This window comes from Clostridium moutaii (genome assembly GCF_041205085.1).
Classification (GTDB): Bacteria; Bacillota; Clostridia; order Clostridiales; family Clostridiaceae; genus Clostridium_B; species Clostridium_B moutaii.
Genome location: NZ_JBGEWD010000005.1, coordinates 1 through 26,726, shown reverse-complemented (window position 1 = coordinate 26,726; position 26,726 = coordinate 1). Strand labels below are relative to the sequence as shown.

The 26,726-nt window shown below is 32.3% G+C and carries 30 protein-coding genes, 1 pseudogene and 3 riboswitches; of the genes and pseudogenes, 3 read left to right on the top strand and 28 right to left on the bottom strand.

The genetic code is table 11. From position 1 onward, the window contains the following. Window positions 1-153: 153 nt before the first annotated feature. Window positions 154-1,467 (bottom strand): phosphomethylpyrimidine synthase ThiC, encoded by a 1,314-nt coding sequence (thiC, locus tag AB8U03_RS06660; RefSeq protein ID WP_369703768.1) that lies wholly within the window; start codon window positions 1,465-1,467, stop codon window positions 154-156. 124 nt (window positions 1,468-1,591) lie between these two features. Continuing rightward, window positions 1,592-1,691, bottom strand: a riboswitch (TPP riboswitch). 278 nt (window positions 1,692-1,969) lie between these two features. Between thiC and AB8U03_RS06655 the strand changes: the two genes are divergently transcribed. Further along, window positions 1,970-2,893 carry a carbon-nitrogen hydrolase family protein gene (locus tag AB8U03_RS06655; protein WP_369703767.1) on the top strand — a complete coding sequence of 308 codons (924 nt, stop codon included), beginning with the start codon at window positions 1,970-1,972 and terminating at the stop codon, window positions 2,891-2,893. A gap of 240 nt (window positions 2,894-3,133) precedes the next feature. Here the strand turns inward: AB8U03_RS06655 and ggt are convergent, their stop codons facing one another. From ggt to AB8U03_RS06585, 14 genes are all read right to left on the bottom strand, one after another. Continuing rightward, complete coding sequence (gene ggt, locus AB8U03_RS06650; RefSeq protein ID WP_369703766.1) at window positions 3,134-4,741, bottom strand: gamma-glutamyltransferase; 1,608 nt, start codon at window positions 4,739-4,741, stop codon at window positions 3,134-3,136. A gap of 263 nt (window positions 4,742-5,004) precedes the next feature. Further along, a complete protein-coding gene (ade, locus tag AB8U03_RS06645) occupies window positions 5,005-6,711 on the bottom strand; it encodes an adenine deaminase (protein ID WP_369703765.1) in 1,707 nt (568 codons plus the stop codon). A gap of 70 nt (window positions 6,712-6,781) precedes the next feature. Then, a riboswitch (purine riboswitch) is annotated at window positions 6,782-6,879 on the bottom strand. Between the two features lie 95 nt (window positions 6,880-6,974). Continuing rightward, entirely contained in the window at window positions 6,975-7,460 is a 486-nt protein-coding gene (locus AB8U03_RS06640) for a pilus assembly PilX N-terminal domain-containing protein (protein ID WP_369703764.1), read from the bottom strand. 36 nt (window positions 7,461-7,496) lie between these two features. Beyond that, window positions 7,497-8,039 (bottom strand): PilW family protein, encoded by a 543-nt coding sequence (locus AB8U03_RS06635; RefSeq protein WP_369703763.1) that lies wholly within the window; start codon window positions 8,037-8,039, stop codon window positions 7,497-7,499. A gap of 12 nt (window positions 8,040-8,051) precedes the next feature. Next, entirely contained in the window at window positions 8,052-8,414 is a 363-nt protein-coding gene (locus tag AB8U03_RS06630) for a type IV pilus modification PilV family protein (RefSeq protein ID WP_369703762.1), read from the bottom strand. A 1-nt stretch (window position 8,415) separates the two neighbouring features. After that, entirely contained in the window at window positions 8,416-9,825 is a 1,410-nt protein-coding gene (locus tag AB8U03_RS06625) for a prepilin-type N-terminal cleavage/methylation domain-containing protein (RefSeq protein ID WP_369703761.1), read from the bottom strand. Window positions 9,826-9,843: 18 nt separating this feature from the next. Further along, complete coding sequence (locus AB8U03_RS06620) at window positions 9,844-10,554, bottom strand: type 4a pilus biogenesis protein PilO (protein ID WP_369703760.1); 711 nt, start codon at window positions 10,552-10,554, stop codon at window positions 9,844-9,846. Next, complete coding sequence (locus tag AB8U03_RS06615; RefSeq protein ID WP_369703759.1) at window positions 10,541-12,010, bottom strand: hypothetical protein; 1,470 nt, start codon at window positions 12,008-12,010, stop codon at window positions 10,541-10,543. Before AB8U03_RS06615 ends, AB8U03_RS06620 begins: the two co-directional genes overlap by 14 nt. A gap of 19 nt (window positions 12,011-12,029) precedes the next feature. After that, window positions 12,030-13,223, bottom strand: a complete 1,194-nt coding sequence (locus AB8U03_RS06610) for a type II secretion system F family protein (protein WP_369703758.1) — start codon at window positions 13,221-13,223, stop codon at window positions 12,030-12,032. A 10-nt stretch (window positions 13,224-13,233) separates the two neighbouring features. Continuing rightward, complete coding sequence (locus tag AB8U03_RS06605) at window positions 13,234-14,910, bottom strand: GspE/PulE family protein (protein WP_369703757.1); 1,677 nt, start codon at window positions 14,908-14,910, stop codon at window positions 13,234-13,236. 69 nt (window positions 14,911-14,979) lie between these two features. Next, window positions 14,980-15,492, bottom strand: a complete 513-nt coding sequence (locus AB8U03_RS06600; protein WP_369703756.1) for a type II secretion system protein — start codon at window positions 15,490-15,492, stop codon at window positions 14,980-14,982. Window positions 15,493-15,534: 42 nt separating this feature from the next. Beyond that, entirely contained in the window at window positions 15,535-16,284 is a 750-nt protein-coding gene (locus AB8U03_RS06595; protein WP_369703755.1) for a prepilin peptidase, read from the bottom strand. A 47-nt stretch (window positions 16,285-16,331) separates the two neighbouring features. Next, window positions 16,332-16,416, bottom strand: a riboswitch (cyclic di-GMP riboswitch). A gap of 80 nt (window positions 16,417-16,496) precedes the next feature. Next, window positions 16,497-17,252, bottom strand: coding sequence for a class I SAM-dependent methyltransferase (locus AB8U03_RS06590; RefSeq protein WP_369703754.1), 756 nt, complete (start codon window positions 17,250-17,252; stop codon window positions 16,497-16,499). Between the two features lie 311 nt (window positions 17,253-17,563). Beyond that, the gene (locus AB8U03_RS06585) at window positions 17,564-18,082 is read right to left on the bottom strand and encodes a hypothetical protein (RefSeq protein WP_369703753.1); all 519 of its coding nucleotides are present in this window, start codon (window positions 18,080-18,082) and stop codon (window positions 17,564-17,566) included. Between the two features lie 337 nt (window positions 18,083-18,419). Here AB8U03_RS06585 and AB8U03_RS06580 point away from each other — a divergent pair, with 337 nt between their 5' ends. Continuing rightward, entirely contained in the window at window positions 18,420-19,280 is an 861-nt protein-coding gene (locus tag AB8U03_RS06580; protein ID WP_369703752.1) for a DMT family transporter, read from the top strand. A gap of 218 nt (window positions 19,281-19,498) precedes the next feature. Here the strand turns inward: AB8U03_RS06580 and AB8U03_RS06575 are convergent, their stop codons facing one another. The 7 genes and pseudogenes from AB8U03_RS06575 to AB8U03_RS06545 all read right to left on the bottom strand — a co-directional run bounded on the left by AB8U03_RS06575 (window position 19,499) and on the right by AB8U03_RS06545 (window position 23,365). Continuing rightward, window positions 19,499-19,726: a hypothetical protein gene (locus AB8U03_RS06575; protein WP_369703939.1), complete on the bottom strand. Its 228-nt coding sequence runs from the start codon at window positions 19,724-19,726 to the stop codon at window positions 19,499-19,501. Continuing rightward, a pseudogene (locus AB8U03_RS06570) lies at window positions 19,700-19,839 on the bottom strand (helix-turn-helix domain-containing protein); the annotation flags it as partial. The gene AB8U03_RS06575 and the pseudogene AB8U03_RS06570, both read right to left, overlap by 27 nt. A 201-nt stretch (window positions 19,840-20,040) precedes the next feature. Beyond that, on the bottom strand, window positions 20,041-20,562 hold the full coding sequence (locus tag AB8U03_RS06565) for a flavodoxin domain-containing protein (RefSeq protein WP_369703751.1): 522 nt from the start codon (window positions 20,560-20,562) through the stop codon (window positions 20,041-20,043). 48 nt (window positions 20,563-20,610) lie between these two features. Next, window positions 20,611-21,390 carry a PhzF family phenazine biosynthesis protein gene (locus AB8U03_RS06560; protein ID WP_369703750.1) on the bottom strand — a complete coding sequence of 260 codons (780 nt, stop codon included), beginning with the start codon at window positions 21,388-21,390 and terminating at the stop codon, window positions 20,611-20,613. A gap of 244 nt (window positions 21,391-21,634) precedes the next feature. Beyond that, window positions 21,635-22,099 carry a GyrI-like domain-containing protein gene (locus AB8U03_RS06555; protein WP_369703749.1) on the bottom strand — a complete coding sequence of 155 codons (465 nt, stop codon included), beginning with the start codon at window positions 22,097-22,099 and terminating at the stop codon, window positions 21,635-21,637. Further along, complete coding sequence (locus AB8U03_RS06550; RefSeq protein ID WP_369703748.1) at window positions 22,089-22,355, bottom strand: zinc ribbon domain-containing protein; 267 nt, start codon at window positions 22,353-22,355, stop codon at window positions 22,089-22,091. The genes AB8U03_RS06555 and AB8U03_RS06550 overlap by 11 nt, the downstream gene beginning before the upstream one ends. Before the next feature lie 74 nt (window positions 22,356-22,429). Continuing rightward, the gene (locus AB8U03_RS06545; protein WP_369703747.1) at window positions 22,430-23,365 is read right to left on the bottom strand and encodes a helix-turn-helix transcriptional regulator; all 936 of its coding nucleotides are present in this window, start codon (window positions 23,363-23,365) and stop codon (window positions 22,430-22,432) included. Window positions 23,366-23,594: 229 nt separating this feature from the next. Here AB8U03_RS06545 and AB8U03_RS06540 point away from each other — a divergent pair, with 229 nt between their 5' ends. After that, on the top strand, window positions 23,595-23,759 hold the full coding sequence (locus AB8U03_RS06540; protein ID WP_369703746.1) for a hypothetical protein: 165 nt from the start codon (window positions 23,595-23,597) through the stop codon (window positions 23,757-23,759). 13 nt (window positions 23,760-23,772) lie between these two features. On the opposite strand, the gene AB8U03_RS06535 is transcribed toward AB8U03_RS06540, so the two are convergent. From AB8U03_RS06535 to AB8U03_RS06510, 6 genes are all read right to left on the bottom strand, one after another. Next, the gene (locus tag AB8U03_RS06535) at window positions 23,773-23,970 is read right to left on the bottom strand and encodes a hypothetical protein (protein ID WP_369703745.1); all 198 of its coding nucleotides are present in this window, start codon (window positions 23,968-23,970) and stop codon (window positions 23,773-23,775) included. 180 nt (window positions 23,971-24,150) lie between these two features. Further along, the gene (locus AB8U03_RS06530) at window positions 24,151-25,260 is read right to left on the bottom strand and encodes a DNA alkylation repair protein (protein ID WP_369703744.1); all 1,110 of its coding nucleotides are present in this window, start codon (window positions 25,258-25,260) and stop codon (window positions 24,151-24,153) included. Window positions 25,261-25,329: 69 nt separating this feature from the next. Further along, window positions 25,330-25,764, bottom strand: a complete 435-nt coding sequence (locus AB8U03_RS06525) for a hypothetical protein (RefSeq protein ID WP_369703743.1) — start codon at window positions 25,762-25,764, stop codon at window positions 25,330-25,332. 136 nt (window positions 25,765-25,900) lie between these two features. Next, entirely contained in the window at window positions 25,901-26,344 is a 444-nt protein-coding gene (locus AB8U03_RS06520; protein ID WP_369703742.1) for a MarR family winged helix-turn-helix transcriptional regulator, read from the bottom strand. Window positions 26,345-26,381: 37 nt separating this feature from the next. Continuing rightward, window positions 26,382-26,528 carry a hypothetical protein gene (locus tag AB8U03_RS06515; protein WP_369703741.1) on the bottom strand — a complete coding sequence of 49 codons (147 nt, stop codon included), beginning with the start codon at window positions 26,526-26,528 and terminating at the stop codon, window positions 26,382-26,384. A gap of 14 nt (window positions 26,529-26,542) precedes the next feature. Further along, on the bottom strand, window positions 26,543-26,726 hold a 184-nt coding region (locus tag AB8U03_RS06510; protein ID WP_369703740.1), incomplete at its 5' end, for a hypothetical protein.

Genomic DNA, 26,726 nt, shown 5'->3' with positions numbered 1-26,726 from the left:
TATGGATATTATTACCATTTGTGCATTTAAAAAGACTGTAATCAAATTTGAATTTACACAAATTTAATTACAGTCCCAAAATTCTTTACACTTTCATTATTAAATTAGACAGTATTCTCCATATTCTTCTTTAAATTTATCAATATCAATCATCTAATCATCATCTCTTAGAATGTTTATGTTCTTCCCATTCATTATTTTATTCATATTTCTAACTGCACACATTTTTCCACACATAGTACAGGTTTTTTCATCCTCAGGTTTTGAACTTTCTCTATATTTTTTTGCTTTTTCAGGATCTATAGCAATATCAAACATTTTATTCCAGTCAAGATTTCTCCTTGCTTTACTCATTTCATTATCCCATTTCCTTGCATTTTTAATTCCCTTTGCAATATCAGCTGCATGAGCAGCTATTTTAGTGGCAATTATTCCTTCTTTTACATCATCTAAATCAGGTAGTCTTAAATGTTCTGCTGGTGTTACATAGCACAAAAAATCTGCTCCACTAGATGCTGCAATAGCTCCTCCTATAGCGCTTGTAATATGATCATAACCTGGTGCTACATCCGTAACTATAGGTCCAAGTACATAAAATGGAGCATCATAGCATAGTTTCTTTTCAAGCATCATATTAGTTTGTATTTCATTTAGTGCCATATGCCCTGGACCTTCTATCATAACCTGTACATTTCTATCCCATGCTTTTTTTGCAAGTTCTCCCAAAGTCATTAACTCTTTAATTTGACTTGCATCTGTAGAATCGCAAATTGAACCTGAACGACATGCATCTCCTAAGCTTATAGTTACATCATACTTTTCACATATATCTAGTACTTTATCAAAATGCTGATAGAATGGATTTTCTTTATTATTTAACTGCATCCACGCAAAAAGCAGAGTTCCACCTCTTGATACCAAGTTAGTCAGTCTTGGATTTCTCTTGAAGATGTTTGCTGTTTCCCTATTTATACCTGCATGGATAGTCATAAAGTCTACACCATCTTTCGCATGAGTTTCTACAACATTTAACAAATCTTCTGCAGTCAAATCCTTTAATTCTTTGTCATAAAATCCAACAGCATCATACATAGGAACTGTTCCAATCATACCAAAATATATATCAACTATTTTCTTTCTAAATTCTTGAGTTTTACCAAAACAGCTTAAATCCATTATTGCTTCAGCCTTCATATCAATAGCAAGTTTTACCTTTTTAATTTCTTCTTCTATATTATTACAGTCTTTAGAAATTCCAAGATTTACATTTATTTTGGTTTTTAATCCTTTACCTACACCTTCAGCGTTCAAATTCTTATGGTTCTTATTAGCTGGTATAACCACCTTTCCCCTTGCAACTAATTTCATCAATTTTTCTATATCCATATTTTCTTTTTCAGCTACTGTTTTCATTTCTTTTGTTACTATACCTTTTCTAGCTGCATCCATCTGTGTTGTATAATTCATCTTATACCTCTCCTTATCCTTATAAATTAAAATTTTAAATAATAAAAGCATGCATACAATATATCTATTGCATACATGCTCAATAAAATTAGCTTCACAAACTTCTACACAAAAAATGTAAAGAAGTTATTTAATAATTGCTTCCTTCGCTAGTATTAACTGGATCAGGTTCAAAGGGATCGAATTTTTTTCATCTCAGCATTTAAGCACCCCTGCAATAGATATAATATTTAATTTTATAAATACTTTATTATTTTATATAAATTATGAAATAATATTCTATATTTGTCAAGTTTATATTAACTTAGAAGAATTATACATACTAAACTTGAGCATTAGATTGAGAAATTTTAGCTTGATTCAAAAGTTAAGAATTTCATTACCAAATAAAAGCAGTATGAATATCTTGTTAATCTATAACAAAATCACTTATAAGAGGCACAGAAGCAGTGTAATCCTTTAGTTTATATGCTATAATTATTAAAAAATAGGAGGTATTATTATGAAACAATTAGAAAAAGATTGTAAAGTTGCTCTTATACAGGCAGCACCTGTTCTGTTTAATAAGGATGCAACCATTGATAAAGTTGTTCAGGAAATTCTTGAAGCCGGAAAGCAAGGTGCCAATCTGATTGTCTTTCCGGAATCTTTTGTTCCTTGCTATCCATATGGAATAACCTTTGGCTTTACCGTAGGCAGTCGTACCGAGGAGGGTAGAAAAGACTGGAAAGTTTATTACGACAATTCTGTCATTGTACCAAGTGCTGATACAGACCGCATCGCCAAAGCAGCCGGTCAGGTACATGCCTATGTCAGTCTTGGTATCACAGAAAGAGATATCAATAATTGTACCCTTTATTGTACTAATCTGTTTTTCTCACCGGAAGGAAAGCTTGTCGGCAAGCATCGTAAATTAAAACCAACCGGTGCAGAGCGCTTCATCTGGGGTGACGGTAATGAAGGTGCCTTTCCTATCATTGATACTCCCTGGGGAAATATGGGTAGTTTGATCTGTTGGGAAAACTATATGCCTTTGGCACGTGTAGCTCTTTATATGAAAGGAGTTACACTTTATCTTGCACCTAACACAAACAACAATGAAGAATGGCAAACCACAATACGTCACATAGCAATAGAAGGACACTGTTATGTAATTAATGTCAATCAATATGTGACAAAAGATATGTATCCTGATATCTTCCATTGTCCGGATGAAATAGCAAAATTACCAGACGGTGTTCTTACTGGCGGTAGCTGCATTGTCGATCCATTTGGACATTACGTCACAGAACCTGTATGGGATAAGGAAGAAATTATTTATGTAGACATCGATATGGAGCAGGTTCCACTTAGCCGTATGGAATTTGATGGAACAGGCCATTATTCACGCCCAGATGTTCTAGAACTTGTTATTCATGAAAACTAAATCTAAAGCACATGCTAAAATAAAAATTATTAAAGACATAAGTATACCTACTATCAGGGAATGAACTTTGTAGATTCTCATGGCCAAAGTGAAGTTGTTTATGCTTTCTGCACAAGCATAAATAATCCTTTTAAAATATAAGAGTCTACTTTAAATTTTATGATTAATTATAGTAGGCTCTTGTGTTTACATTATATAGTATATACTTTTCAATATATGACACAGCTGCTGATATTATTCCTACCAGGAATATACAGTACCATCACCTCTCCAATCTGTTCCACCAACCAAAACTCCATTTTCATTTTTCCATATTATCTGCCCTCTTCCAAATACACCGGTATCAATATCATAATTTACATTATGCCCCCTTGTATATAGATCTGCTGCCAGATAAGAAGGAAACTGCTGTTCAAGGCTTATATCCTTTCCATAAGTCCAGAGCCACCTGGGTGCATCCAATGCCGCCTGAGGATTTAGTCCAAAATCAATAGAATTCATCAATACCTGAACATGCCCCTGAGGCTGCATAAATGCTCCCATAACTCCAAAGGGACCCACTGGATTATTATCTTTCATTAAAAATCCGGGAATTATGGTATGATAAGGCCTCTTTTCAGGCTCCAGGGCATTTATATGTTCAGGATTAAATGAAAAATTATTTCCCCTATTGTGTAGGGCGATACCTGTTCCTGGCACAACTAATCCTGAACCAAACCCCATGTAATTGCTCTGTATATAAGATACCATGTTTCCCTCACCATCTGCAGTAGCAAGATAAACGGTACCTCCCTTCATACTTTTATCCACTTCGGGCATAAAAGCAGTTTCTCCTATTTTCTTTCGCCTTTCTTCTGCATAAGATTCCGATAATAAATCCTTTATATTGATTTTCATCTTTTCCGCATCGGTAACATATTTTAAAGAATCTTCAAAAGCCAATTTTACTGCTTCCATCTGCCTATGATACCTGTCTTCAGAGTCTCTTTCTCTAAATTCAAATCCTTTTAATATGTTCAATGCCATTAAAACAGTTATACCCTGACCATTAGGAGGTATTTCATATACGTCGTATCCCCTGTAATTAATGCTTATGGGCTTTACCCACTGAGGCCGGTATTTTTCCAAATCTTCTTTTCTTATGTACCCACCGGTGTCCCTTGAAAACTTGTCTATCTTTTCAGCCAGTTCTCCCCTGTAAAAGGCTTCTCCCACAGTTTCAGCTATGATCTTTAATGTTCTTGCATGATCCTTTAAAGTTACTATTTCTCCTATTTTAGGTGCTCTTCCCTTAGGTGCAAAAGTTTGAAACCAATATTTAAATTCATTGTCCTTTAAATTTTGTTTAAACTCCCTATATGATTTTTCCCAAAGACATCCTACAGTAGGTGTGACGGGATACCCACCTTCTGCATATCTTACAGCAGGTTCTAAAAGCTTTTCAAAGGAAAGTTTTCCAAAGTTTTTCCAAAGTTCTGACCAGGCAGCAGGAATCCCCGGAACATTTACAGGAGCCCAGCCGAACCTCGGCATTTCCTTATATCCTCTATTTTTTAAAATATCTATGGATATACCTTTTGGAGATGGTCCGCTGGAATTTAATCCGTAAAGTTTTCCATTATGGTACACTATTGCAAAAGCATCTCCTCCAATTCCATTGGAAGTTGGCTCGCATACCGTTAAAGCAGCTGCTGTAGCAATGGCAGCATCTACTGCATTTCCTCCATTTTTTAAAATCTCGAATCCGGCTTCTGCTGCAAAAGACTGAGATGTGGCTACCATTCCATTTTTCCCATAAGAGGCCTGTCTTGTTGTTTTATATGGATTATATAAGGCATTAAATATCATAATATCTCCTCCAAAACATTTCTATATTTAATTTGTAACTTTAGCTTTATAACTGCATACAATATATAAAAAATAAAATTTAATATCTCTATTATAAAGTATTATTCCGTTTGTAAAACCTTGGATTATTATTCAGGGTTCTTTTATAATGATTTTATTTGGTAGGCTTTTTGGTTTATATTTATTTTTAATTTACATAATATTTATAATGTAAATTAAAAATATTATTAAAAATATAAAGCTTTAAAATACAAGTCCAAAGGTTAACCTTGTCTTATCAATTGAATTTTCTCCACATCAAGCAACCCTTTATCTGTAAGACGAATTTTTGGAATAACGGGAAGTGCCATGAAAGACAGTGTGATAAAAGGATCAATTCCCTGATTTACTCCCATTTCTCTGGCAATGCCAATCATTGTTTTTGTCTTTTTCTGCACTGCACTGCTTGATAAATTGCTAATCAACCCTCCAATAGGAAGAGGAAGGCTTTCAATTACTTTTCCATCGGAGGCAATGACATATCCTCCCTGCAATTTCCTTAAATAATTCACCGCGATCATAATATCTTCATCATTATCACCCGCAGCTATAATATTATGGGAATCATGAGATACTGTAGTTGCGATTGCTCCATTTTTTATTCCAAATCCCTTTAATGGGGCCACAGCTACATGATCAGTTTTTCCATGCCGCTCCACCACACAGAGTTTGGTGTATTCCCCATTTGGTATAAAAACATCTCCTTTGCCTGGAATTTCTTCAAAAAGATGTTCCGTTGTCAATTGTTCTTTTACAATTTCCATTACATGATTTTTCTTTTCCCTTTTTAATACTAATTTTTCTTTAGTTATAGGTTTAAAAATAACTGTATTCAACATCTCTGGTTCTTTAACTTCATATTGAAATAAAGATAGATAATCGTCATCCACAACATATCCAGATTTTAGAACAAAGTCTATTTTAACCTGTTTTAGATTTTTTAAAACTACAATATCTGCCGTATAGCCCGCAGCAACAGCTCCATAATTCTTAAGCCCGTAAAACCTGGCAGGATAATAAGTAGCCATTTTGACTGCTTTAACAGGAGACACTCCCAGTTGAATAGCTTTTTTTACATTATAACTAATGTGTCCTTCCCTTTCAATATCATCCAAATGTTTATCATCAGTGCAGAACATACATTGTTCAAAAGAAAGTTTTGCATGGAGAATTCCCTTTACAATAGCCTCTAAGTTTTTAGCCCCACTGCCTTCTCTAATCAGGATGTGGAACCCAGCTCTCATTTTTTCCAATGCCTCATTAAAAGTAATACATTCATGATCATTATCAATACCTGCCAGACGATAAGATTGTACTTCTTTTCCTGCTATTCCAGGTGCGTGTCCATCTATAATCTTGTCTTCAAATAAAACAATCTTATCCATTATTTCTCTTTTATTCTCTATTACATCATGAAAACACATAACTTCCCCAAGTCCAAGAACTCTTGGATCATCTTTATACTTTTCCATATTTTCTGCAAGAAATTTGCCCGCTCCATTGGTATCAAATTTTGTAGCCGGTACAGATGATGGTATCATTATATATATATTCAACGGTACATGCCCTGTTGCATCCAGCAAAAAATCCAATGCTTTTTCACCTTTTACATTAACCAATTCATGAGGGTCCGCAATCAATGTAGTAGTCCCCCATTTAAGAATCACCTTTGACAGCTCCTGGGGCATAACCATGGTGGATTCCATATGCATGTGGGCATCAATAAACCCGGGGACAATATATTTACCTGTGCAATCAATCTCTCTTTTTCCCTCATACTTGCCAATGCCCACAATGGTATCTTCTACAATGGCCACATCATCTTGGGTAATTTCCTCAGTAAATACGTTGACTATATTTCCCCCCTTTAATACTATGTCTGCTTTTTCATTTCCAATTGCTGCCCTTTGTTTTCTTGTTCTATCTTTCATTAATTCTCTCCTTTCCGCCTTAGAAAAAGGTATAAAAAAAACCAGCTACCGAAAAAATAATTATATTATACCTATTTCTAAATATACTTATAATCAACTATTTACGGTAGTTGGTAGAAACGCTCAACCTCATTATGAGCTTATACAAGTGATCTATTAACTTTTACCTAATTATACTATATTAAAATTTTTTGTCAATTTGAAATAATCGGTTTATTGTAATCAATTGCCCGTTAATTCTCAACCCTGAATTTAAAATTTATTTATGATTTATAAATTTTTTTAGAATCTATGGAATAAGATTCATAATTATTATTCACATATACAATTGATACATCTGCAATTATAATACAACCCTGGGAACTGTAATTTCCTGAAGAATAAATTTGAAAGGTATACTTTTTTGTGTAATTATCAATAACGGAAATTGAAACATCCTTTACAAGTCTGGCTTTATATACTTCCATATTATCATCATAAAGACCCGAATTATTATAATAATTGGTTATTGTTTTCCCTGCGTATATGCTGAGATTGTCATTGTCAATATTTTCATGAATATCCTCATTTATAATGTTTATAAAATCATACATACCTGTTTCTGCACTATAATAGGCCTTTGTCTTATAATATGTTCCCAATGCCTGTCTATTGCTTTTAATACTGGTATCTATCATGTATGCAGCCAGTGTAAAGACCACCATCATAACAATGATAACAATTAAAAGGGCAGAACCTTTCTTTTTCATAAATCCTCCATTTCATCCACAGTATCCATTAATACTTCAACTTTTCTGTACATTAACAGCTGTAGACATTTTAATGTTCAATTTTCCCTCCGAAGCTGAAACCGTTACATTCACCAATCCATTTTCATAAGAAAAATCAACCTTATCAATATTATAACATTTATCCTCATTGTCATCCTTCAGCATCTTCTCTTTTATGTTGTACTGCACATCAGACAAAGGCAGAGCAAGTTCTGGTTGATTTTTAATCAATTCCACAGTATCTCCATCATTTAAAAAATTGCCTTTACTTACACTGACTTGAATTTGACCATTTTCATCTTTGGGACCCAGACTTATAATAGTCTTTCCATCTGAAGCTCTTAAAATTTTGGTATCATTAATAGAATCACGGCTTCTTATTTGATCTGCAATCATATTAAGTGCTTTATTTGCATCATATTGTATATCTATATTATCTTTAAACTCAAATGATTGTCTTATCTGAAGAAAAAAAGTCTGATAAAGGTATGCAGAAAATATAGTAAAGACAGCCAAAGTCATCATAAGTTCAACTAATGTAAATCCTTTTTTTTTCATAATATCCTCGCTCTATTTTTTAAAAAAGTGTGATCTTAACACTACTTCCCCCTCTTCTTCATCAACATTCTGCCGTACTTTTACTGTAATTTCAAAAAGATTGGGAGAATCCACATTAACCAGCTCTGATCTTATATTAATATAATAACCATCTATATTTTTATAACTGTCACCTTTGTACTCGCCACTGTCTGGATTATTTTTGGTTTTCTCAAGTATTTTTTGAGCTTCCATCATCATGTTTTGCCTTAGAATCTGTCCATTTATATTTTTATTTGCAGTGATATTGAGTCTTATGACAAAAACAGACATTATTAAAAATATGGTAATTGCAATCATTACCTCTATATAGGTGAATCCTGATCTGTTTTTCATTTCAATCCCCTGAATTCTGTATCTTTTTATAGGCATAATTGTTACCCATATAATCTATACCGTAAACTTCATAGCCACTTCCATCCTGCAGTACATCCACTATAACCGCACCTTTAAAATTCTTTATATTCTCCAGATTCTCCGGTTTAAGTTCTACAATTACAGAAATACCAGTACTAAAATTATAGGTGTCTGTCCTTATGCCAATCCAATCCGGCAAATACGCATTTTTTAAGCTCAATTCCTGAAGCTTGTTTTTCGCTTCCGACTGCAGTGCGACTCTTCTGTTGTAATCTCCATCATTTGAGGGCTGTAACTTCTTTACAATTTTATCAAGTTCAACCGAAACAGCATTTACGTTATCCTCTAGACTCTGTGTCATAGAGGATGTAATTTCCGTAGATAGATTAACAGGTGTTTTTGAAATTGTATTGCCATTTTTATCAACTCCGTACACCACGTATCCAACAGGATTGTTTGTCACATAGACCACTACATTTCCAGGATACCCTGCATATTTGCTGTCCATGCTGGAATAATCTCCTGGATTTGCATTGCATATTATAGAATAATCATAGCTTATACCCGGATCGCCATTTGTATGGTAGCCATCATCATCAATTGCATCCTTGTTCAAATGATATGGATTTACAATATGTTTTGAAGAATCCCCTGGAGTGAATTCTTCTTTCAGATCATTGTACAGCGGCCCCTGTATTACATTATACATTTGTCCATTGGGTACCCCGGTTATTATTTTCCTTATTGCATCAACTTTTATATATTTGATGACCCTGTTTACATTGTCCTGAATAGTCGAACCATCTGAATTGTCTGATCCATCCGTCAAAGAAGGTGCAGCTGGAAATTTAACAATATAAGACCTAACTATAGCTCCAAAATTGTCTATTCCGTATAATGCATATCCACCCCTGCTGTTTTGGCTGCTGCCATAAAGAACAACCACCACCGTTCCTCTTATATTCACGCCATCAGGGAAATCTCCACTTTTTATGACTTCATTATTTTCAGGCAAATTTCCACTGGAATAATACAGCAAAACAGATGAGCTGGAAGATATGTTCTTATTGCTTGCATCACCCCTAGCATCAATGGACTTACTGCCGTTAAAAGGATTTATAAGTGAATTGCTTCCGGAAAAATCAGAAGACATGTCCACTTGAATACTTTTCAATAGGGTATCTAAAGACTTATTTTGAATCCTGTTTCCATCTTTTCCCGATCTGTTTTCCATATAAGTCCTGATCAAAAGTACATTGGTGTTTACACTGTTATTTTTTGACTCCATTCTGACAGCCCCTACTTTAGGCACTAAAATAACAGAAAGCAGTGCTATAATTGATATTATTATCATAATTTCTATTAATGTAAACCCCTTTTTTCTAAGCACCTTATATCCTCCCAATAATTATTTAAACATATCAGAAATACTGTTGAATCCCTGTTTCCTGCTGTCATAAAAGACATAATTATCCGGTGTTTCCACCTTGCTGCTACCATCTCCCTGTATGTACTGATAAAAAATAATCTCCGAGAAAAGTTCATCCTCAGGTTTTGTACTGCCATCACCACCTAAAGCAGATGTATCCGTATTTGAACTTTCTTCTTGATTTTCATTTTCTCCTTTTGAAGTGATGCTGATACTTTTTACATTCAGCTTTCTTCTAGTAGTACTACTTAAATTTTTTATAAAGTTTTCCACACCTGCCTTGCTGCCTGATATTTGTAGATCTATTATAAGTGTATGAAAATTTCCATTGCTCTTATTGTCATTATTCTCTTTTAAAAGTTGAAAAGAAATTTTTTGCCCATTTACTCCAGATAATTTACATTTATTATAAAAATCATATATAAGCTGAGGTGTATCTATTTGTGAAGGCACCATACTGTCAAAGACGCTGGTTTCCTGTTTGAGTTTTTTCAATTCTTCTCTTTTGCCTTCGATGGATTTTTTTACAGTTTTTAGATTTTTTAATTTATCTTCACGTGAAATATATGTACTTTTAGCCTTATCTATTTCTTTTAACTTGTTACTTGTAAAGTAATTATAAATAATATAATTAAATCCTATGAACAATATTGCTATTAAAATCATCAAATCCCTTTTATTTTTCTCCATATGCACCAATACCTTTATATGATTGTAGTAACTTCAGATTAAGTTTTACTTCTTTTACATTGTCATTGAGCTCAACTTCCGGCAATTCCACAGGCTCAAATATATTCATGGCATTTAAAGCCGCAACAAGCCTGGCTGCATCCACCGTTCTTTTATTCACATCAAATTGAGCATCTATATTTTGCCTATCCATTTTGATACTTGTTATACTTATGCCCTCAGGCAGACCCTCTCTTAAAGTTTCCAGCAAATCCATATAATCAAATTCATCCTCTTTGATTTTTTGAATGTATTTTACTTTAGCTTCATACGACTTTTTTTCAATGTCAAGCTTATCTGCATCCTCTTTTGCGCTGCTCAAAACAGCTATTTGTGAATCCAAATCAGAGGTATCATATTTTGAAAGGCTGAATTTGGTATATATGAGCACAGCAGTTATCATAATTATGGTGATCAGACAAAATATTTCTATTTCATTTATGATAAATCTATTACCAGTCCATTTTTTATCTTCATTTTTACTGTGCAGCTTATTAATAAAGTTTATGCTTTTATTGTATATATTTTTCACAGGTACAAAATATCCAACTATATCACTATATATATTTCCATCTACCCTGCTGTTTCCAATTAATTTAGACACTTTAGGATTTAACCCCACAACAGGCTTTATGGAAGTTTGAGATTCAATGAGTCCATTCAGCACATCATTGTCATAAAATTCACCCAGCATATATATTTTTTCAACATTTTTTCCAAAATGCCTTGTAGAATAAAAGTTCAAAAAATAATCAAGATTCTCCATAACCTCAGTAAAATTTCTTTCATCTTTTCTATAATCTTCACTGGAAATGTTGGAATAAATAAATATCTTTTCCTCATCCAATATGGTTAAGGTGGATTTATTTCCATTTACATCTACAACAGCTGCACTTGAATCAAATTCATCTAAAAATAAATTTGATATATACTCCGGATATATCCCAATTGAATCAGCTTTTAATCCACAGCATTTTATAAACTCCAATACCTGTTTTATTTTTACCATAGGTGCCACTACAAGCATAACCCACATCTTGTGTTTTTTATCCAAGGATATAATTTCATAATCAAAACAATATTCATTAATATTTACAGCAAAATATTCTTCTATATTGTTGTCTATAAAACTTTTTAATTCTTTTTTGCCCATGACAGGAGTTTCTATAATTCTAGTTATAATACTATCCCAGTTCAATATTATGGAGATCTTTTTATTTTTGAGTTTGAATTCTTCTCTTATATCTTTGATTTTATTCAAATTATATTCATCTGCATAGGGCTGTCCTCCAGAAATTGCTTCACCCTTTTTCATTATCCGGCATACTTTTTTTATATTTACACCTTTTATTGTTTTTGAAACAACAGCTGCACATGCATAATTCTCTTTAAAACTAAATATGATTTTAGAAGACATGGATTCACCTCCTGATTTTCTATTTTACTCCCTGGGACATCTGCATTACAGGAAGTGCCATGCCCAATATGATTACTCCAACTATCAGCCCTATAACCAGTATTAAAGCAGGTTCCACAAGAGCTGAAAGTCTCCTGATTTCCGTTTCCACCTTTTCATCATATATATCCGCCAGTTTAAACATAATTGCATCCAGCTTTCCCGTTTCCTCCCCGACTTTCATCATTTCAGTTACAAGTGGATGAAATATATTTTGATTTTGAATGGAATCTGCAAATTTAGCACCATTTACAAGTTGTCTTTTCACATTTTCTATTTTTTGTGCTGCAAATTCGTTGTTTAGTACAAGCTTTATATTGTTCATTATGGTTATAATAGGTATTGCAGATTTCAAAAATAACCCCATACTTCTTGTAAATCTTGAAGTCATCACATCAAGTTTGAAATCACCTAAGATGGGGACTTTTAGAATAGTTTTCCCTATAAAATATGAAACTCCAGGTATAGTGTTTATGTATTTTAAAATAATTATAAAAACCACTACAAATGCAATTATGGATACAAAATTATCATTAAAAAAATTCATTATCCCCAGTACAAAAATCGTTATAAATGGCAGATTGGCGTTTGCAAATAAATCTTTTAATTCCGGAAACACCATGAAATTAAAGAAAAGCAACATTCCAAGTGCCACAATTAAAACTAAAAGTGGATATATGGAGGCACTTTTAATTTTATTTTTTATATTTGCTTCCTTTTTATAAAAATCTTCCATGTTATATAATACAGTGTCCACATTACCGCTTATTTCGCCGGTGGCAACCATATCCGTCAACAAAGCCGGAAATTCCTCACAGCTTTTCATGGCTGAAGATAAATTATTTCCCTTTTTTATACTTTCCTCCAATTTAAAAATCATGTTTCTCATGCTTTTATTTTTTGTATGCTGTCCTATTATTTCAAATCCTGTTAAAAGACTTACACCTGAACTTAAGATCATTGCAATCTGGCCACAAAAATCAGCCAGCCTTTCATCCTTTAACTTTTTTTGGAAAAATCTAAATTTAGATAGGGTGAATTTTTCTCTAACATATATTATTTTCAAGTCCTTGTTTTTTAAATTTTGAAATACAGTATCCATATTCTCTTCTTCAATCTGCCCACTTATTATATTCAGTTTATCGTTCCAGACTTTATATATAAATTTTTTCATAAATCATTCCTCAAATATTTTCCCCGTAAGTAGCCCTTAACATTTCCTCAACAGTAGTTATTCCATTTAAAACCTTCCTTATACATGCACTTCTCAGTCTGTTCATGCCCTTTAATACTGCCAGCCTCTCAACTTCATTCTCAATATAATTCACATCTATGATATTTTTAATTTCCCTGTCTATTTCAAGTATTTCAAAGATGCCTGTCCTACCCTTATATCCTGTATTGTTGCACAACCTGCATCCCTTTCCGCGTTTTAATTTCACAGGAATTTCAAGTCCAAGAAGTCTCATTTCTCTTTCATCACTTATATATTCTTCACCACAATTAGGACATATTTTTCTAACCAATCTTTGAGCTATTACTCCAGCTAATGTGGATGATATAAGAAAGGGTTTTATTCCCATATCCAGAAGTCTGCTTATGGTTCCAACTGCGTTATTCGTATGGATAGTTGACAATACCATATGACCTGTAAGTGCAGACCTTATGGATATTTCTGCTGTTTCACCGTCCCTTATTTCCCCTACAAGAATTATATCCGGATCCTGCCTAAGTATGCTCCTCAATCCATTTGCAAATCCAAATCCAATTTTATTATTTACCTGCATTTGGTTTACCCCTTCCAGATTGTATTCTACAGGATCTTCTATGGTTATTATGTTTTTTGACACATTATTTAATATGTTCAGCATGGAATAAAGTGTCGTGGTCTTCCCGCTTCCAGTAGGACCTGACACTAATATTATACCATATGGTTTGGAAATTATTGTCTTTAATTTTATCAATTCATTATTTCCCAGTCCAATTTTTTCAAGATTAATTGAAAAATTATTTTTATCAAGAAGCCTCATGACAATTTTTTCCCCTAAAATAGTAGGTGCTGTAGAAACTCTTATATCCACTGTGTGCTGTTTGGTGTCAAAATTAATTCTTCCATCCTGTGGGATTCTATTTTCTGCTATATTCAGGCCCGCCAATATCTTTATCCTGCTTATTACAGGAGAAATCATATCCACATCCGTTCTCATAATTTCCCTGAGCATTCCGTCAACTCTAAATCTGACACGCATTTCCTTTCCATAGGGCTCTATATGAATATCCGAGGCATCGTATAAAATTGCATTTTCAATTATGGTGTTCAAAAACTCTATAATTGGTGCAGATGAATCATCCCTTATTATATCCTCTTGTGTTATCTTTGTATTTGAAAAAATTTTTTTATAATTTCTCGCTGCTTCCTCTGCTTTACTTTTTCCATAATATTTTTCAATACTGCCCATTATAACTTCCTTAAGGGCTATAGCTGTCTTCACATTATATCCTGTTGATGCTTTTATATCCTCTATGGCAAAATAATTCAAAGGGTCACTCATAGCTACAAGAAGAAAGCCATTTACAATATCCACTGGAATGACTTCATACTTTCTTGCAGTGCTCACAGGCAATATATCTATAATTTCCTGCTTTATATTCATATTTTTCAAATCCAGCATCGGTATTCCAAGTTGTTTTTTTACGGCCCTCAATATCTGGTCATTTGTAGTAAATCCCTGATTTACAAGTATTTCACCTAATTTTTCACCTGTTTGCTTTTGAAACACAAGAGACTTTTGCATAATTTTCTCTGTTATTACACCTTCATCTACAAGTATCTGTCCGAGACGTTTTTTTATTTTTGACATAAAATCTACCCCTTTATGCATCCAACATATGACAAAGAACATGGAAGATATCCATGTCCTTAGATTAACTTATTTCACCTTGAATAATTGAGTAGGCGCACTTCCCTTGTCAACTCCATAGACAGCATATCCATCACTGTAAACCTGAATTATAACTTCTCCATCAACACCAGTATCGCTTGTTGAAGCTTCATTAAGTGCTGAACTACTTTTATCCACTATTTTGACAGATGCCTTATCTTTGCCAAAAGGATTTATCAGCTGCTCTTCTGTTGAACTTCCTGAAGGACTATATACTCCGTCATTTGAAGAAGAAGCTAGTCCAAAATTGTTTCCTATCTGTGTTCCAAGAGCACCAGTGTCTAAATACTCACTTGCTCCGCCATTGTCGGAAACCTTGGTTTCAAGATAACCCCTCACAGTATTTACATTTGTAGTTACACCTGCATTCTTGGATTGTCCTTTAAATATTTGTGATTTTGGGATCAAAACCACTGCAAGTATTGCAATAATAGCAAGTACTATCATGAGTTCAATTAATGTGAACCCGCTTTTCTTTTTCAAGTTCAATTGTTTTTTCATAACATCCCATCCTTTAATAAATCAAAATAAAGTTATAAATTTTTACAGATAAAGATTCAATATAGTTCCACCTAAAAATACAGTTATAATTGAAGCCAGTGAAATAAAAGGTCCAAATGGTATGTAATCCTTCCTTGATTTTTTGCCTGACAGAATAAGAATCATTCCCACAGCTGCACCTAAAACAAAGGATAAAAACATCATCACCAGAGTCAATTTAAATCCCAGGAACAATCCGCAAAAAACACAGATTTCCATGTCTCCCCATCCCATTCCACCTTTTGTTATAAATATGATAATTGTAAAAAAAATCCCGCTTAATATTCCTCCAAATATGAAGTTCCTTATTTCAAAACCCATATTCCAATACACTGCCATAAATATCAGTGCAAAAACAACACCAGCTGCTGTTGTCTTAAAATAAACATCTGTGGTATCAAAGTCTATCATTCCCACAACAATTAAAATGCTCATAAATGTGATATATTTTATAAAATCAATACCTATTCCAATTTTAATATAGAGCATTAAATATAAAAGAGCTGTTATAAATTCTATAAGTGGATATCTTATAGATATTTTTTCACCACAGTATCTGCATTTTCCCTTTAAAACAAAATAGCTTATTATAGGTATCAGATCATACCACTTTATTTTATTCCCACAGTTTGTACAGTGTGAAGGAGGATATGCTGTGGACTCTCCCCTAGGTATCCTATATATGCACACATTTAAAAAACTCCCTATGACAGCTCCAAAAATAAAGATAATAACAGCATAATAAATATCCATATACACTCTCCATTTTTAGGTAAAACAAAACCCTATACTTATGAATATAAGTACAGGGTCGGTTGCATCACTAACTCTATACACACCTGATGCCCAAATAAAGTGTGCATTTCATTGTTTTCCCTATAGTAATATTAGATTATTTTAATAATAACATAAATTTTACTAATATATAAGTATTTGTTTTAAGATTTACAATCATTTTTGTAAAATTAAATATCCCCAATATAAACACAAGTTTTTTGTGGAAATAGCACCTTACCGTTATTGCTATATTTATTAAATATATGAGTTAATCCTTCCACAAAACTTGTATAGTTTCCATCCTCCTTTAGTGGTGCATAAGAAGATGAGAGATTTCTTCCTATGTATTCATCAAATGTCATAGTCAGATCATTGCAAAACACTTTATAATTACAACTTCCCTGTTTGAAAAAGTCGTTATACTCATTTGGGTCTAAGCTGCTGCCTTGAGAAAAGCCTTTAAAATCTGGGCATAGATATTTAAAAAGTATATAATTTTCTTTTATGAATTCACTTTCAACGTTACGACTGTTCCACACAAGCACTACCTTACCCATTGTCCTTAAAATACGTTGAAATTCAGATTTTGTTTTTTCCCTGTTAAACCAATGAAATGCTTGTGCAACAGTAATAACATCCACACTCTTATCTGGCAGCATGGTATTTTCCGCGCTGCCATCAATGATAATTACATTTTTTACTTCGTCACAATATTTTTTGCAAGCTTTTCGCATTTCACTATTGGGTTCAACTGCATATACCTTTTTCATGTTATGAGCAAGCTCTTTCGTCAATATTCCAGTACCTGCACCTATATCAGCAACTATTGCATTTTTACATATATTTATGCTTTCCTCTAATAATTCTATAAATTCCTTTGGATATGAGGGACGGTATTTAGCATACATTCCTGATTTTCGAGAAAATTTTTCTGAATTATCCATTGAATTTTACCCTTCTTTCTAATTTAACTTAGGTTATCATTATATCTTATCCTTATCTATCCGTATAGGTACTGATTTTTTAATTCATACTTTTATTATTGGTTTAACTACGCCAGATTCGCTGGATGGACAAAGATATTGACATTAAAGTTTTCCTAGAAGAAGTTAACATTCGGGCAGATAAAAACCTGTTGAACCAATTGTGGATCAATTTAATCCATAATAGTATGATGTACTTAAATTTTACAATAAAAAAAGGCATCCAAATTAGATGACTAATTTTATTAACATTTGCTTATATTCTGCCATAACTATCTGTATTCCAAAAACATTTTAATATATTCAGGAGAAAAAGGCAGTAAATTGCCAAGTATACTATTAACTATTTCATCAACATTTTCATCTGTAATTTTTATTCCTTTCATATCATCTTCATCATTTATAATCATATTTTCCTCTTTAAACTTCTGTCTCTCCTCTTCATTGTCCATGCTTTCCAGTTGTTTCATAAATTTATTATATTGAGTTTCATAAATTGCCCTATAGCTTTCATGTTCTAACGCATCTGAATTATTTATACATTTATTTGACAAATAAACATTATCTTGAGCAAACATAAGATTTCCATATACATAGGCTCTCATACAAGGCTTCCCATCACCTGTAGGTAAATTCAACTTTTTGTTTTCCTTTTGGTGTATATTGAATTTATAATCAGATTGTTTTCTTTGTAAATAACATTTAGAATCCAGTTGTGATAATTTCTTAATTACATATTCAGATGTATCTGTTTTAAATTTTTTTATGGTATTCTTAACTGTGATACCCATATCATATCTCCTCGTTTATATATATTTTAATATTAAATTGCAAATAATCATCCATTTGCTAAGTTAATTCACTTACTATTATATCACTATAATCCTATAAATATAATCTGGAGCAATATCTTTAATATCCTCCCTCTCTCCCTCATCAACTTCTTTATGCCTATTTTATATCGACTTTCTATAATTGAATTATCTCCTTATATTTGATATTATCATCTTACATGCTGTACCTCCATATCAACAGAGGAGGATGATTATATTGAAATAAATTCAATCAGCAGCCCATGTGTAATTATTCATCATTAGGTATCAAATAGAATTTTTAGGAGGTTTCAATATGAATGCTAAACTTAATATTATTATATCCATGCTCATATTTGGAAGTATTGGTGTATTTGTAAAAAATATAAATTTACCATCTGCTGAACTCGCTTTTTTCAGAGCTTCTATTGGAAGTTTATTTTTAATTTGTGTCTGCTTTATTAAAAGTGAAAAAATATCTTTTAGGTCAATAAAAGCAAATCTTTTATTGCTTATAATGTCTGGCATGGCCTTGGGCTTAAACTGGATTTTCTTATTTCAGGCATATAAATACACTACCATACCCAATGCAACTCTCAGTTATTATTTTGCTCCCATATTTGTAATACTATTATCACCTCTATTTCTTAAAGAAAAGCTTACAATAGCCAAAATTAGCTGCGTTATTATAGCAATGGCAGGATTATTCTTAATTCTAAATACAGGTGCCAATACCACAGGATCATATAATCATTTAAAAGGAATAATATATGGACTTCTGGGAGCAGTATTATATGCCAGTGTAATTTTAATGAATAAGTTCATTAAAAATTTATCAGGTTTCGAAACTACATTAATCCAACTTATAATGGCGGCTATGGTGCTTTTATTAAGCATAATTTATAAAAACAATCTCAATACAGCAGCCATAAGTCACAAAGCTTGGTTTTTTATATTTATAGTAGGCATTATCCATACAGGTATTGCCTATTTACTGTATTTTACTTCAGTAAAAGAACTAAGTGGACAGTCCATAGCAATTTTAAGCTATATTGATCCTATTTCAGCTGTATTTATTTCCTCAATATTCCTGGGAGAAACCATGACACTAATTCAAATAGCTGGAGGTATTCTTATTTTAGGGTCAACATTTTTAAGTGAGAAAATAGGAGTTTAACCTGTTTAACCGAAAATGATCTATTCAGTATCTTAACTTTAAGTTCTCCATTCTGATTTTAATGTAAGAGAATAAATGTGATTATTTGATATAATAGTGAGAAATTCCTCGGAATTTGATATCAAAGAGATGCAAAAAGGCTTTGACAACATACTTATGACTTTAGAAAGTGTTGAAAAAGCCTATAAATTGATTTGCCATAAAATTGTTGCATGTTTTTATAAATTATCGCATGGATTTTCTTCCATATTCTTTACCTTATTTAAAATCACTTTAAAAGTGTGACTTTGCCTGATAGAGTCAAATATGTCATCCTCCAAAATCTTACCCATATTTTCATACATATTCAAGGTAAAAGCTGGTTTCCTAGCTGAAAGTTCATTGAAACACCAGATGGATGAAAAATCCTTTGGACTGTTTATATCATTGACTTCAATATACTTCACCCATTTTGATACGGCTGCGGTTGAAACACCAATGAAATTCCAAGTTGATCCTGGGTAATGCCTTTTTCCTTTCTCAGTTTAAATATGACTTTACCTATCTGTAATTTATCCATGTTTTATCATTTTCATAATTTATTATAGCTCCCTATAAAACCAGTATATATCATTATCTGACATATACCAATGGATTCATAGTTGAATATTACGGACTAAATTTAACTGCTGGTTAAAAAACTAACAAACTTACAACAAAATATAGTAGAATAAATTATAATTTAGTGAATAACACAACATAATCACCATTATGATAAATTTTAGTGATTGATATAATCAATTATTGCATCTACATTCTCCTCTCTTGTAAAATCTACAGGTTTATCATACATGGAAATCATGCCTTTTTCATCATCTGTTAATTCCTTTTTGCTTTTTATCTTCCATTTTAGCAATGTCATAAGAATTTTATCAAAAATCTTTAATTTACTATAATCAAAACCGCCTCTTAAATAAAAGAAACGTATATACTTTTGTTGCTCTAAAGTAAAATTTTTATTTCTTACTTCACTTATTACCTCTTCTCTTGATGGAGATGCTCCGGTTGCAAATACAACGATCTTTTTATCTTTAAGTTTATCTAAATTCTGGGTTATCAGTTTTACTCCATTAATACTAACAGCATATAAACTTCCACCGTAGATCACAGTATCATAATTTTCCAGAATATTAATATTAGCTTTTGTAAATTCAAAAATGTCAGCTGATAACTTTTCCGCAATCCATTTAGCATACTTCTTTGCAAAGCCTGTTTTAGACTTGTATATTACCACAGTCTTCATTCTTCACACCTCCCGAAATATAAATATATAAATAACATTTGCAAAAAATTATATTCTAATACTTCCTTTCATATATGGTACAGCTTTTCCGCTTACCTTAACTCTCTTGTCAGCTATTTCACAGTACAACGTGCCGCCTCTTTCTGATAATTGTTTAGCTATCATTACACTTTTATTCAACCTTTTCGACCAGAATGGTATTAAATTGCTGTGCGCTGACCCGGTTACAGGATCCTCATTTACTCCCAGCTTTGGATAAAAACATCTTGATACAAAATCTACATCAATACCCCTGGCCGTAACAATAACTCCTAAACCTTTGTCCAACTTCTTCATTTTAGAAAAATTCGGAGCCAATTTTTGTACTTGTTCTTCTGTTTTAAGTACAACAAACAAATCCCTCGATAAATACAATTCAACTGGTTCTACACCAATAATTTCTGAAATCACACCTTTTGACAGTTCTATCCTTTCCGGTTCTCTCAGAGGAAGATCCATCTCATATAAATCACCTCTGCGCTTAACCTTAAGTATTCCACTGGCAGTATTAAATAATATTTCTTCAATTCCAACATCAATGTAATTAGAAATAACATAAGCCGTTCCCAGGGTAGCATGTCCACATAAATCTATTTCTGCCTTTGGAGTAAACCATCTTAGATCATAGCTATTTCCATTCTTAACTACAAAAGCTGTTTCCGACAGGTTGTTTTCCCCTGCAATTTTTTGCATTATATCATCATTTATCCATTCATCTAATACGCATACACCAGCGGGATTTCCTCTAAATATTTCATCAGCAAAAGCATCAACAACATAATATTCCATTTAAAATCATCTCCTTAATATATAATTTTTCTTTATCTTAAAAATTATTATTTAAATTATAACATAATAAGATACCTCTTCCTTACCTATTCATAAAATTGGATAAATACTATCTGAATTAGGGCCAATTTTTTCTCCATCCCACGGCGTTTTTTCTCGGACTTTTACCGATGAGTACGCACTCATGCTGGACGCACACTGAAAAAGAAGTTGAGAATTGTCATTTCTCAACTTCTTAAGGGTATCATTTCACAGCCACATATATATCAACTTCAGAATTTTCACTGCCATCATATCTTTTGTCATAAAGTTCAAAATCTCCTGTATAAATTCTTTGAATATCAGCGTTCCATATATATTTCCAAGTCTCGCCAATACTCTCGGGCATTTTGCCTTTTGCAGTTATCACACAATATTTTGAAGGCGGTATTACTTTTAATACCATACCTTCGGGTACTGCAGCTGCATCTGAAACTTCATATCCAACTATAAAGGAATAAGTCCCAAACTCCTTGTTTTCATAGTCTGTATACAATCCCAGAATTTCACCACTATTGATTTTATTCTGTATTGAATCTCCAAGTTTTTGTTCCAGAAATTCTTTCCATAGTTTTTCAATTTCAATCCTGCAATTCTTATCTTCATTACTGGTTCTTATCTCTTTTCCAACCAGTATAATCTCATCTTTTTCCACTATCTTAAAATTCACCAATGCTTTTCCATCTCTTTAAATTGGGAAGACAGTTTTCCATAAGTGATCTTGCTTCATCTTCCTCCATCCCTTTTTCTTTCATAAAGGGAATACAAGTTTCAATCATCTCTTCCATGGTTAAGTCCGGCTGCTTGAAAGCCCCATTTTCATAACAATATATGCAGTATTCATCACTTTTCATTCCATTTGATTCTGTTCCGTAAAACTCCTCACTTAAAGGCATCCCACAACTCTGGCAATACTTCTGTTCCATAATATATTCTCCTCTCATATGTTTATAAACCTATTATACAGTAGGCTTTTGACATCATTATGTCATGTTTGAATTTATTTATACATATTACTTACTTTTTTGCACTTTTCCTTTATGATTTCCCTTATACGCCCTGGTTTAAGCACTTCCACATACTCACCATAACTCAATATCATGGAATAAACCCAGTTGTCCTCTATAACTTCTGTATTTACTATGACATTCCCATCTTCAAGAAATGTCATTTCATCTTCATCAAAATAATCCTGTATTCTATACTTTACTTTCTCTGAAAATTTAAGTGAAAGCTTTGTGGAAACCTTTTTAGAATCATCAGCTTTTATGTACTCTCCATAGGAAATGCGAAATTTATAAATTTTTTCATCTAAAGCCTTCAACCCATCTATTCTGGACAACTTAAATATTCTATAATCTTTCCTCAATGTGCAAAACGAAAAAATATACCAGGAAAATCCTTTAAACACAAGTGTAACAGGTTCCACTTTTCTGAAAATATATTCCCCTTTTGTATTTCTATAATTAAAACTTATATATCTATTGTACTGCAATGCATCATATATAATCTTGTATTTTATGTTTTCATTTTCAGATCTTTTAAATCCCCAGGGCAGTGTGTCTATAAATATTCGTTTGAAGTATAAGTCAACTGTATCCTTTTTATTACAGGGTATAATGCTTTTCACTTTTTCCATGGCTATTTCCACATTTTTGTCATTTAAAACTCCATTTATATTTTTCAAAGCTTCCACTATGGAAATCATATCCTCCAGTGTGAGGAACTGATGACTTATCTTATAGTTGTCTAAAATATAAAATCCACCATTGTTTCCCTGCTTTGAAGCTATTGGAATCCCTGCCATATTGATTGCTTCAACATCCCTGTAAATTGTTCTTACCGAGACCTCAAATTTTTCAGCAAGTTCCACTGCAGATATTTTCTTCCTATTTAAAAGTATTACCACAATTGCCAGTAATCTGTTTATTTTCATAAGCTTTTAACCTCATTTCCAGTAAATCGATTTTTTGTTTTAATGTTTAAAAAACAGCCTCTATCTGAAATATACCATTGTAAAAATTTATATACAACAGGCCATGCAAATCTTCTGACATGTCAGCTATGGTTTCCAGCACAATGTAATATAATTTATGGAAATAAATCCTTAAATATAAATAATAAAAAAATACACCTGAGTAAAACTATAAAAAGGAGGTGTTTTTATGTCAAAAACAATACCAGATAAAATAAAAGATAGGAAGCAAAAAAAATCTAAAAACAATCAACCTATAAACAGCAGTGATTTTGAATCAAAAACACATTGGAAAGTTTACAGCAGTGAAAAAGGTTATCAAATTTGCGGAAGAGATACCCATGTTGAAGAGTGATTTTCGTTTTTAATCATAAGAAAAAAATGAATATTTTATGTATATCGGGAGATATTTTTGTATCTCCCTTTATTTTACTCAGGCAGTAATTATCAGCACAATTAACAGTGTTTTTATTAGGTGCAAAACTGCCGCTGCCTTTATCTCTTAAATAATTTCCCTTATGAGAATGCAATCTATTTTTAAACTTTTTCTTTTCTATATCACTCACTGGATAAAAGCTTTAATAATTCTCTGTAATTTTCATGGATTTTTCCTTTCTTAGAAGCTTCTACATTAATTACATCGTAATAAATATGCAAATCATATCAAAATATCATCTAAATCAAAAAAAGAAAAATAGGCATCTCCACATAAAGCTGGAAATCTCCCATATATTTTAACTTTTTATCTATTTAACCTTCAACTTTAAATTTATCATTACAGAGCCAACTTCACATCCATTGATCAATAAAAAAATATAATGTTTCCCTGGATAATGCTTCCTAGTAGTTAAATCTCCCCATTTATGCACCCTGTTTCCCATGATTTTTTCTCCCCCTGATACTGTTTTATCTGATAAAAAGAATTTTTTACGGGATGTATTCCCTCTGGCCTTCACAAAATCAATGGCGTATTCTATACGTATATGTACGGGTCCTCCCCCTCTAACATAAAATGAATAGCTGAGACTGCAGCTATCTCCAATTTCCAATTCAGAAGGTTCTGCACATAGAGAAGCATCCTTAACAATAAATCCATCCGCCAGTTTTTCATATCCAAATAATTTCATAACCTGTGGATTGGACTTTTGAATAAGCGTCCTGCTTCCATATCTCAATATCCAGTCCGTATTCCTATTTACTCCCTTCCAGCTTTTTATTATGTCTATAACCACTGAAGGATTATCCTTAGAAATATCATTTAAATTATTGGCAACACTTTTACGCACATAAAGTGAAGGATCACACTTTAAATTTTCAAGTACGGAAATTACAGGATCAGGATCATGTTTGAACATGGTAAGCGATTGTCCCCAGGGGAGACGTGGTCTGCAGCCTTCGCTTGAAAGTCTTCTCACATGTTCATTGCCATTTTTTGACCATTTTATCATCTGCTTTATCATGCGCCCTTCATCAATTATAAAAAAAGGTCTCACCGCAAATTCAGAAGAAGATTTAACAGTAAAATACTCCAATGCCCTCATAGAAATCTCCCAATCTTCCTGTTTTTGTCCATACACTTCCACAAAATCAGGGAAAAACAAATATGGAAATCCTGTACATGATTCACAAATGGAAAGTAGTATTTCAAGTGCTTTTCCATATGTTTCAGGGAGATACGTACCAAGAGTCTGAGAGATTTTTCGTACTCGCTGCTTCAATTTCAATTCATCCCATGTATTATCCATTACAGAATTCAAAAAATTATTTTTGTCAAAGATCTTATAGGTATTTTTCACCTTGTCTGCAAAATCATTTAAAAACTTTCTGCTGTATGTGTCTTTCAAAGCCTGTGGCATAAGAACCCTCCTGTATAAAAAAATATTACTTTGTATTAATTATAACCTTAAAAACCTGACAACGTCATGTCAGGTTTTTGATTCATCACTTTTATAAAAGCTGCCAATTATCCCATGTCCAAGTATTATGCCAAATATCAAATAGGTAAATACACTGTTGGTGCTTAAAATAAGCACAAAATTCTGTACAATAAAATAAGGCAATAAATTTTCAAAATACAATATCAGGTATATAGAAAATGCTGTCATAGGCAAGCATATTATAATTACTTTACCCCAATTTATTTTCCAGATACCAGGCTTTTTAATTTCTTCAGCAAACCTTTCCAATCCCAAGATCACACCTATCATTGCCGCCAGGATGACAGAAATAATAATATACAAATTATTGTATTTAAAATTTGCGTTCCTATAGGATATGATAACATTCTCCATGCTCACAATAACGTATACAATGAGTAAAATACCAATTAAATATGATAAATAGGCCTTATATCTTTTCAAACAAATTCCTCCCTCTTACAGGATTAAATTTCCATCAGTCTCATTTTATCATTTAGTATAAATTTTAACAATATATTTAACAATATATTTAACAATGAAAAAGTTTAATCTTTTTTGGATATAAACTGGTCAATCCCTAAAATTGATCATTTATAAATACCAGTATTTTCAGGAGTTCTTCAAATTTATCAATACCTATTTTTTCCTTAATTTGAAACTGTGCTTTTTTCCACAATAAAGTGGCCTCATTCAATTTTTCTTTTCCTTTTTTATTAATGGAAATATATCTTTTCCTGGAATCGTCCTCACCAATTCTGACATTGATATATCCATTTTTCCTCAATATCTCAACATTTCGAGTTACTGTAGTTTGATCCATTAAAAGTATATCTGCCAATTCACCAATTGAAATATTATCATGAGACATTATAACAGCCAGAAGTGAAAACTGGGTGGATCTCAATCCAATTGGATGAAAAATTTTATCATAAAATTGTGTAATGAGTCTTGATGTCATTTTTAGATTTTTACATATACAATTTTCAAAATTGTATATGTCAATTAAATTCAAATTAGACATGGCTATATACCTCCAAAGACATATGTATATACATATATTAAATCATACTATATCGCATTGTCAAGAAATTTTTAGATATGTCGTTCACTACATACCAATTAAGCATTTCGCGAATCTTATCATTCTTATTTTCACATGCTGAAACAATACAGGGCTTGGATTTTTCCTGATAATTGTTTCCCATAAAATTTAATGCATTTACTTTCCATTTCCAGAGCTCATTTTCTGCCATATAAAAAACTTGGTTTGTACTTTTTCTTTATAAAAGTTATCTTTCATGTTATTCTGGCTTGGAAAAGCCTGAGCAATATTAAGAATTTTTAGAATTAAAATTTTCAAAAGGTTAAATGAAATTGTAAATTCTTGTATAGTTAAGAACCTT

Coding starts and splice junctions, on each gene's coding strand:
- AB8U03_RS06560 (WP_369703750.1), bottom strand. CDS start 21,390: ATGGAATATTATGTTGTTGATGCTTTTGCTGATGAAATATTTAGAGGA.
- AB8U03_RS06515 (WP_369703741.1), bottom strand. CDS start 26,528: ATGGGAAACAATTATCAGGAAAAATCCAAGCCCTGTATTGTTTCAGCA.
- AB8U03_RS06640 (WP_369703764.1), bottom strand. CDS start 7,460: ATGAAAAAGAAAGGTTCTGCCCTTTTAATTGTTATCATTGTTATGATG.
- ggt (WP_369703766.1), bottom strand. CDS start 4,741: ATGATATTTAATGCCTTATATAATCCATATAAAACAACAAGACAGGCC.
- AB8U03_RS06595 (WP_369703755.1), bottom strand. CDS start 16,284: ATGGATATTTATTATGCTGTTATTATCTTTATTTTTGGAGCTGTCATA.
- AB8U03_RS06530 (WP_369703744.1), bottom strand. CDS start 25,260: ATGCCACAGGCTTTGAAAGACACATACAGCAGAAAGTTTTTAAATGAT.
- ade (WP_369703765.1), bottom strand. CDS start 6,711: ATGAAAGATAGAACAAGAAAACAAAGGGCAGCAATTGGAAATGAAAAA.
- AB8U03_RS06610 (WP_369703758.1), bottom strand. CDS start 13,223: ATGAAAAAATTTATATATAAAGTCTGGAACGATAAACTGAATATAATA.
- AB8U03_RS06590 (WP_369703754.1), bottom strand. CDS start 17,252: ATGGATAATTCAGAAAAATTTTCTCGAAAATCAGGAATGTATGCTAAA.
- thiC (WP_369703768.1), bottom strand. CDS start 1,467: ATGAATTATACAACACAGATGGATGCAGCTAGAAAAGGTATAGTAACA.
- AB8U03_RS06585 (WP_369703753.1), bottom strand. CDS start 18,082: ATGGGTATCACAGTTAAGAATACCATAAAAAAATTTAAAACAGATACA.
- AB8U03_RS06520 (WP_369703742.1), bottom strand. CDS start 26,344: ATGTCTAATTTGAATTTAATTGACATATACAATTTTGAAAATTGTATA.
- AB8U03_RS06565 (WP_369703751.1), bottom strand. CDS start 20,562: ATGAAGACTGTGGTAATATACAAGTCTAAAACAGGCTTTGCAAAGAAG.
- AB8U03_RS06635 (WP_369703763.1), bottom strand. CDS start 8,039: ATGAAAAAAAAAGGATTTACATTAGTTGAACTTATGATGACTTTGGCT.
- AB8U03_RS06550 (WP_369703748.1), bottom strand. CDS start 22,355: ATGGAACAGAAGTATTGCCAGAGTTGTGGGATGCCTTTAAGTGAGGAG.
- AB8U03_RS06540 (WP_369703746.1), top strand. CDS start 23,595: ATGTCAAAAACAATACCAGATAAAATAAAAGATAGGAAGCAAAAAAAA.
- AB8U03_RS06580 (WP_369703752.1), top strand. CDS start 18,420: ATGAATGCTAAACTTAATATTATTATATCCATGCTCATATTTGGAAGT.
- AB8U03_RS06600 (WP_369703756.1), bottom strand. CDS start 15,492: ATGAAAAAACAATTGAACTTGAAAAAGAAAAGCGGGTTCACATTAATT.
- AB8U03_RS06615 (WP_369703759.1), bottom strand. CDS start 12,010: ATGTCTTCTAAAATCATATTTAGTTTTAAAGAGAATTATGCATGTGCA.
- AB8U03_RS06655 (WP_369703767.1), top strand. CDS start 1,970: ATGAAACAATTAGAAAAAGATTGTAAAGTTGCTCTTATACAGGCAGCA.
- AB8U03_RS06605 (WP_369703757.1), bottom strand. CDS start 14,910: ATGTCAAAAATAAAAAAACGTCTCGGACAGATACTTGTAGATGAAGGT.
- AB8U03_RS06630 (WP_369703762.1), bottom strand. CDS start 8,414: ATGAAAAACAGATCAGGATTCACCTATATAGAGGTAATGATTGCAATT.
- AB8U03_RS06620 (WP_369703760.1), bottom strand. CDS start 10,554: ATGGAGAAAAATAAAAGGGATTTGATGATTTTAATAGCAATATTGTTC.
- AB8U03_RS06545 (WP_369703747.1), bottom strand. CDS start 23,365: ATGAAAATAAACAGATTACTGGCAATTGTGGTAATACTTTTAAATAGG.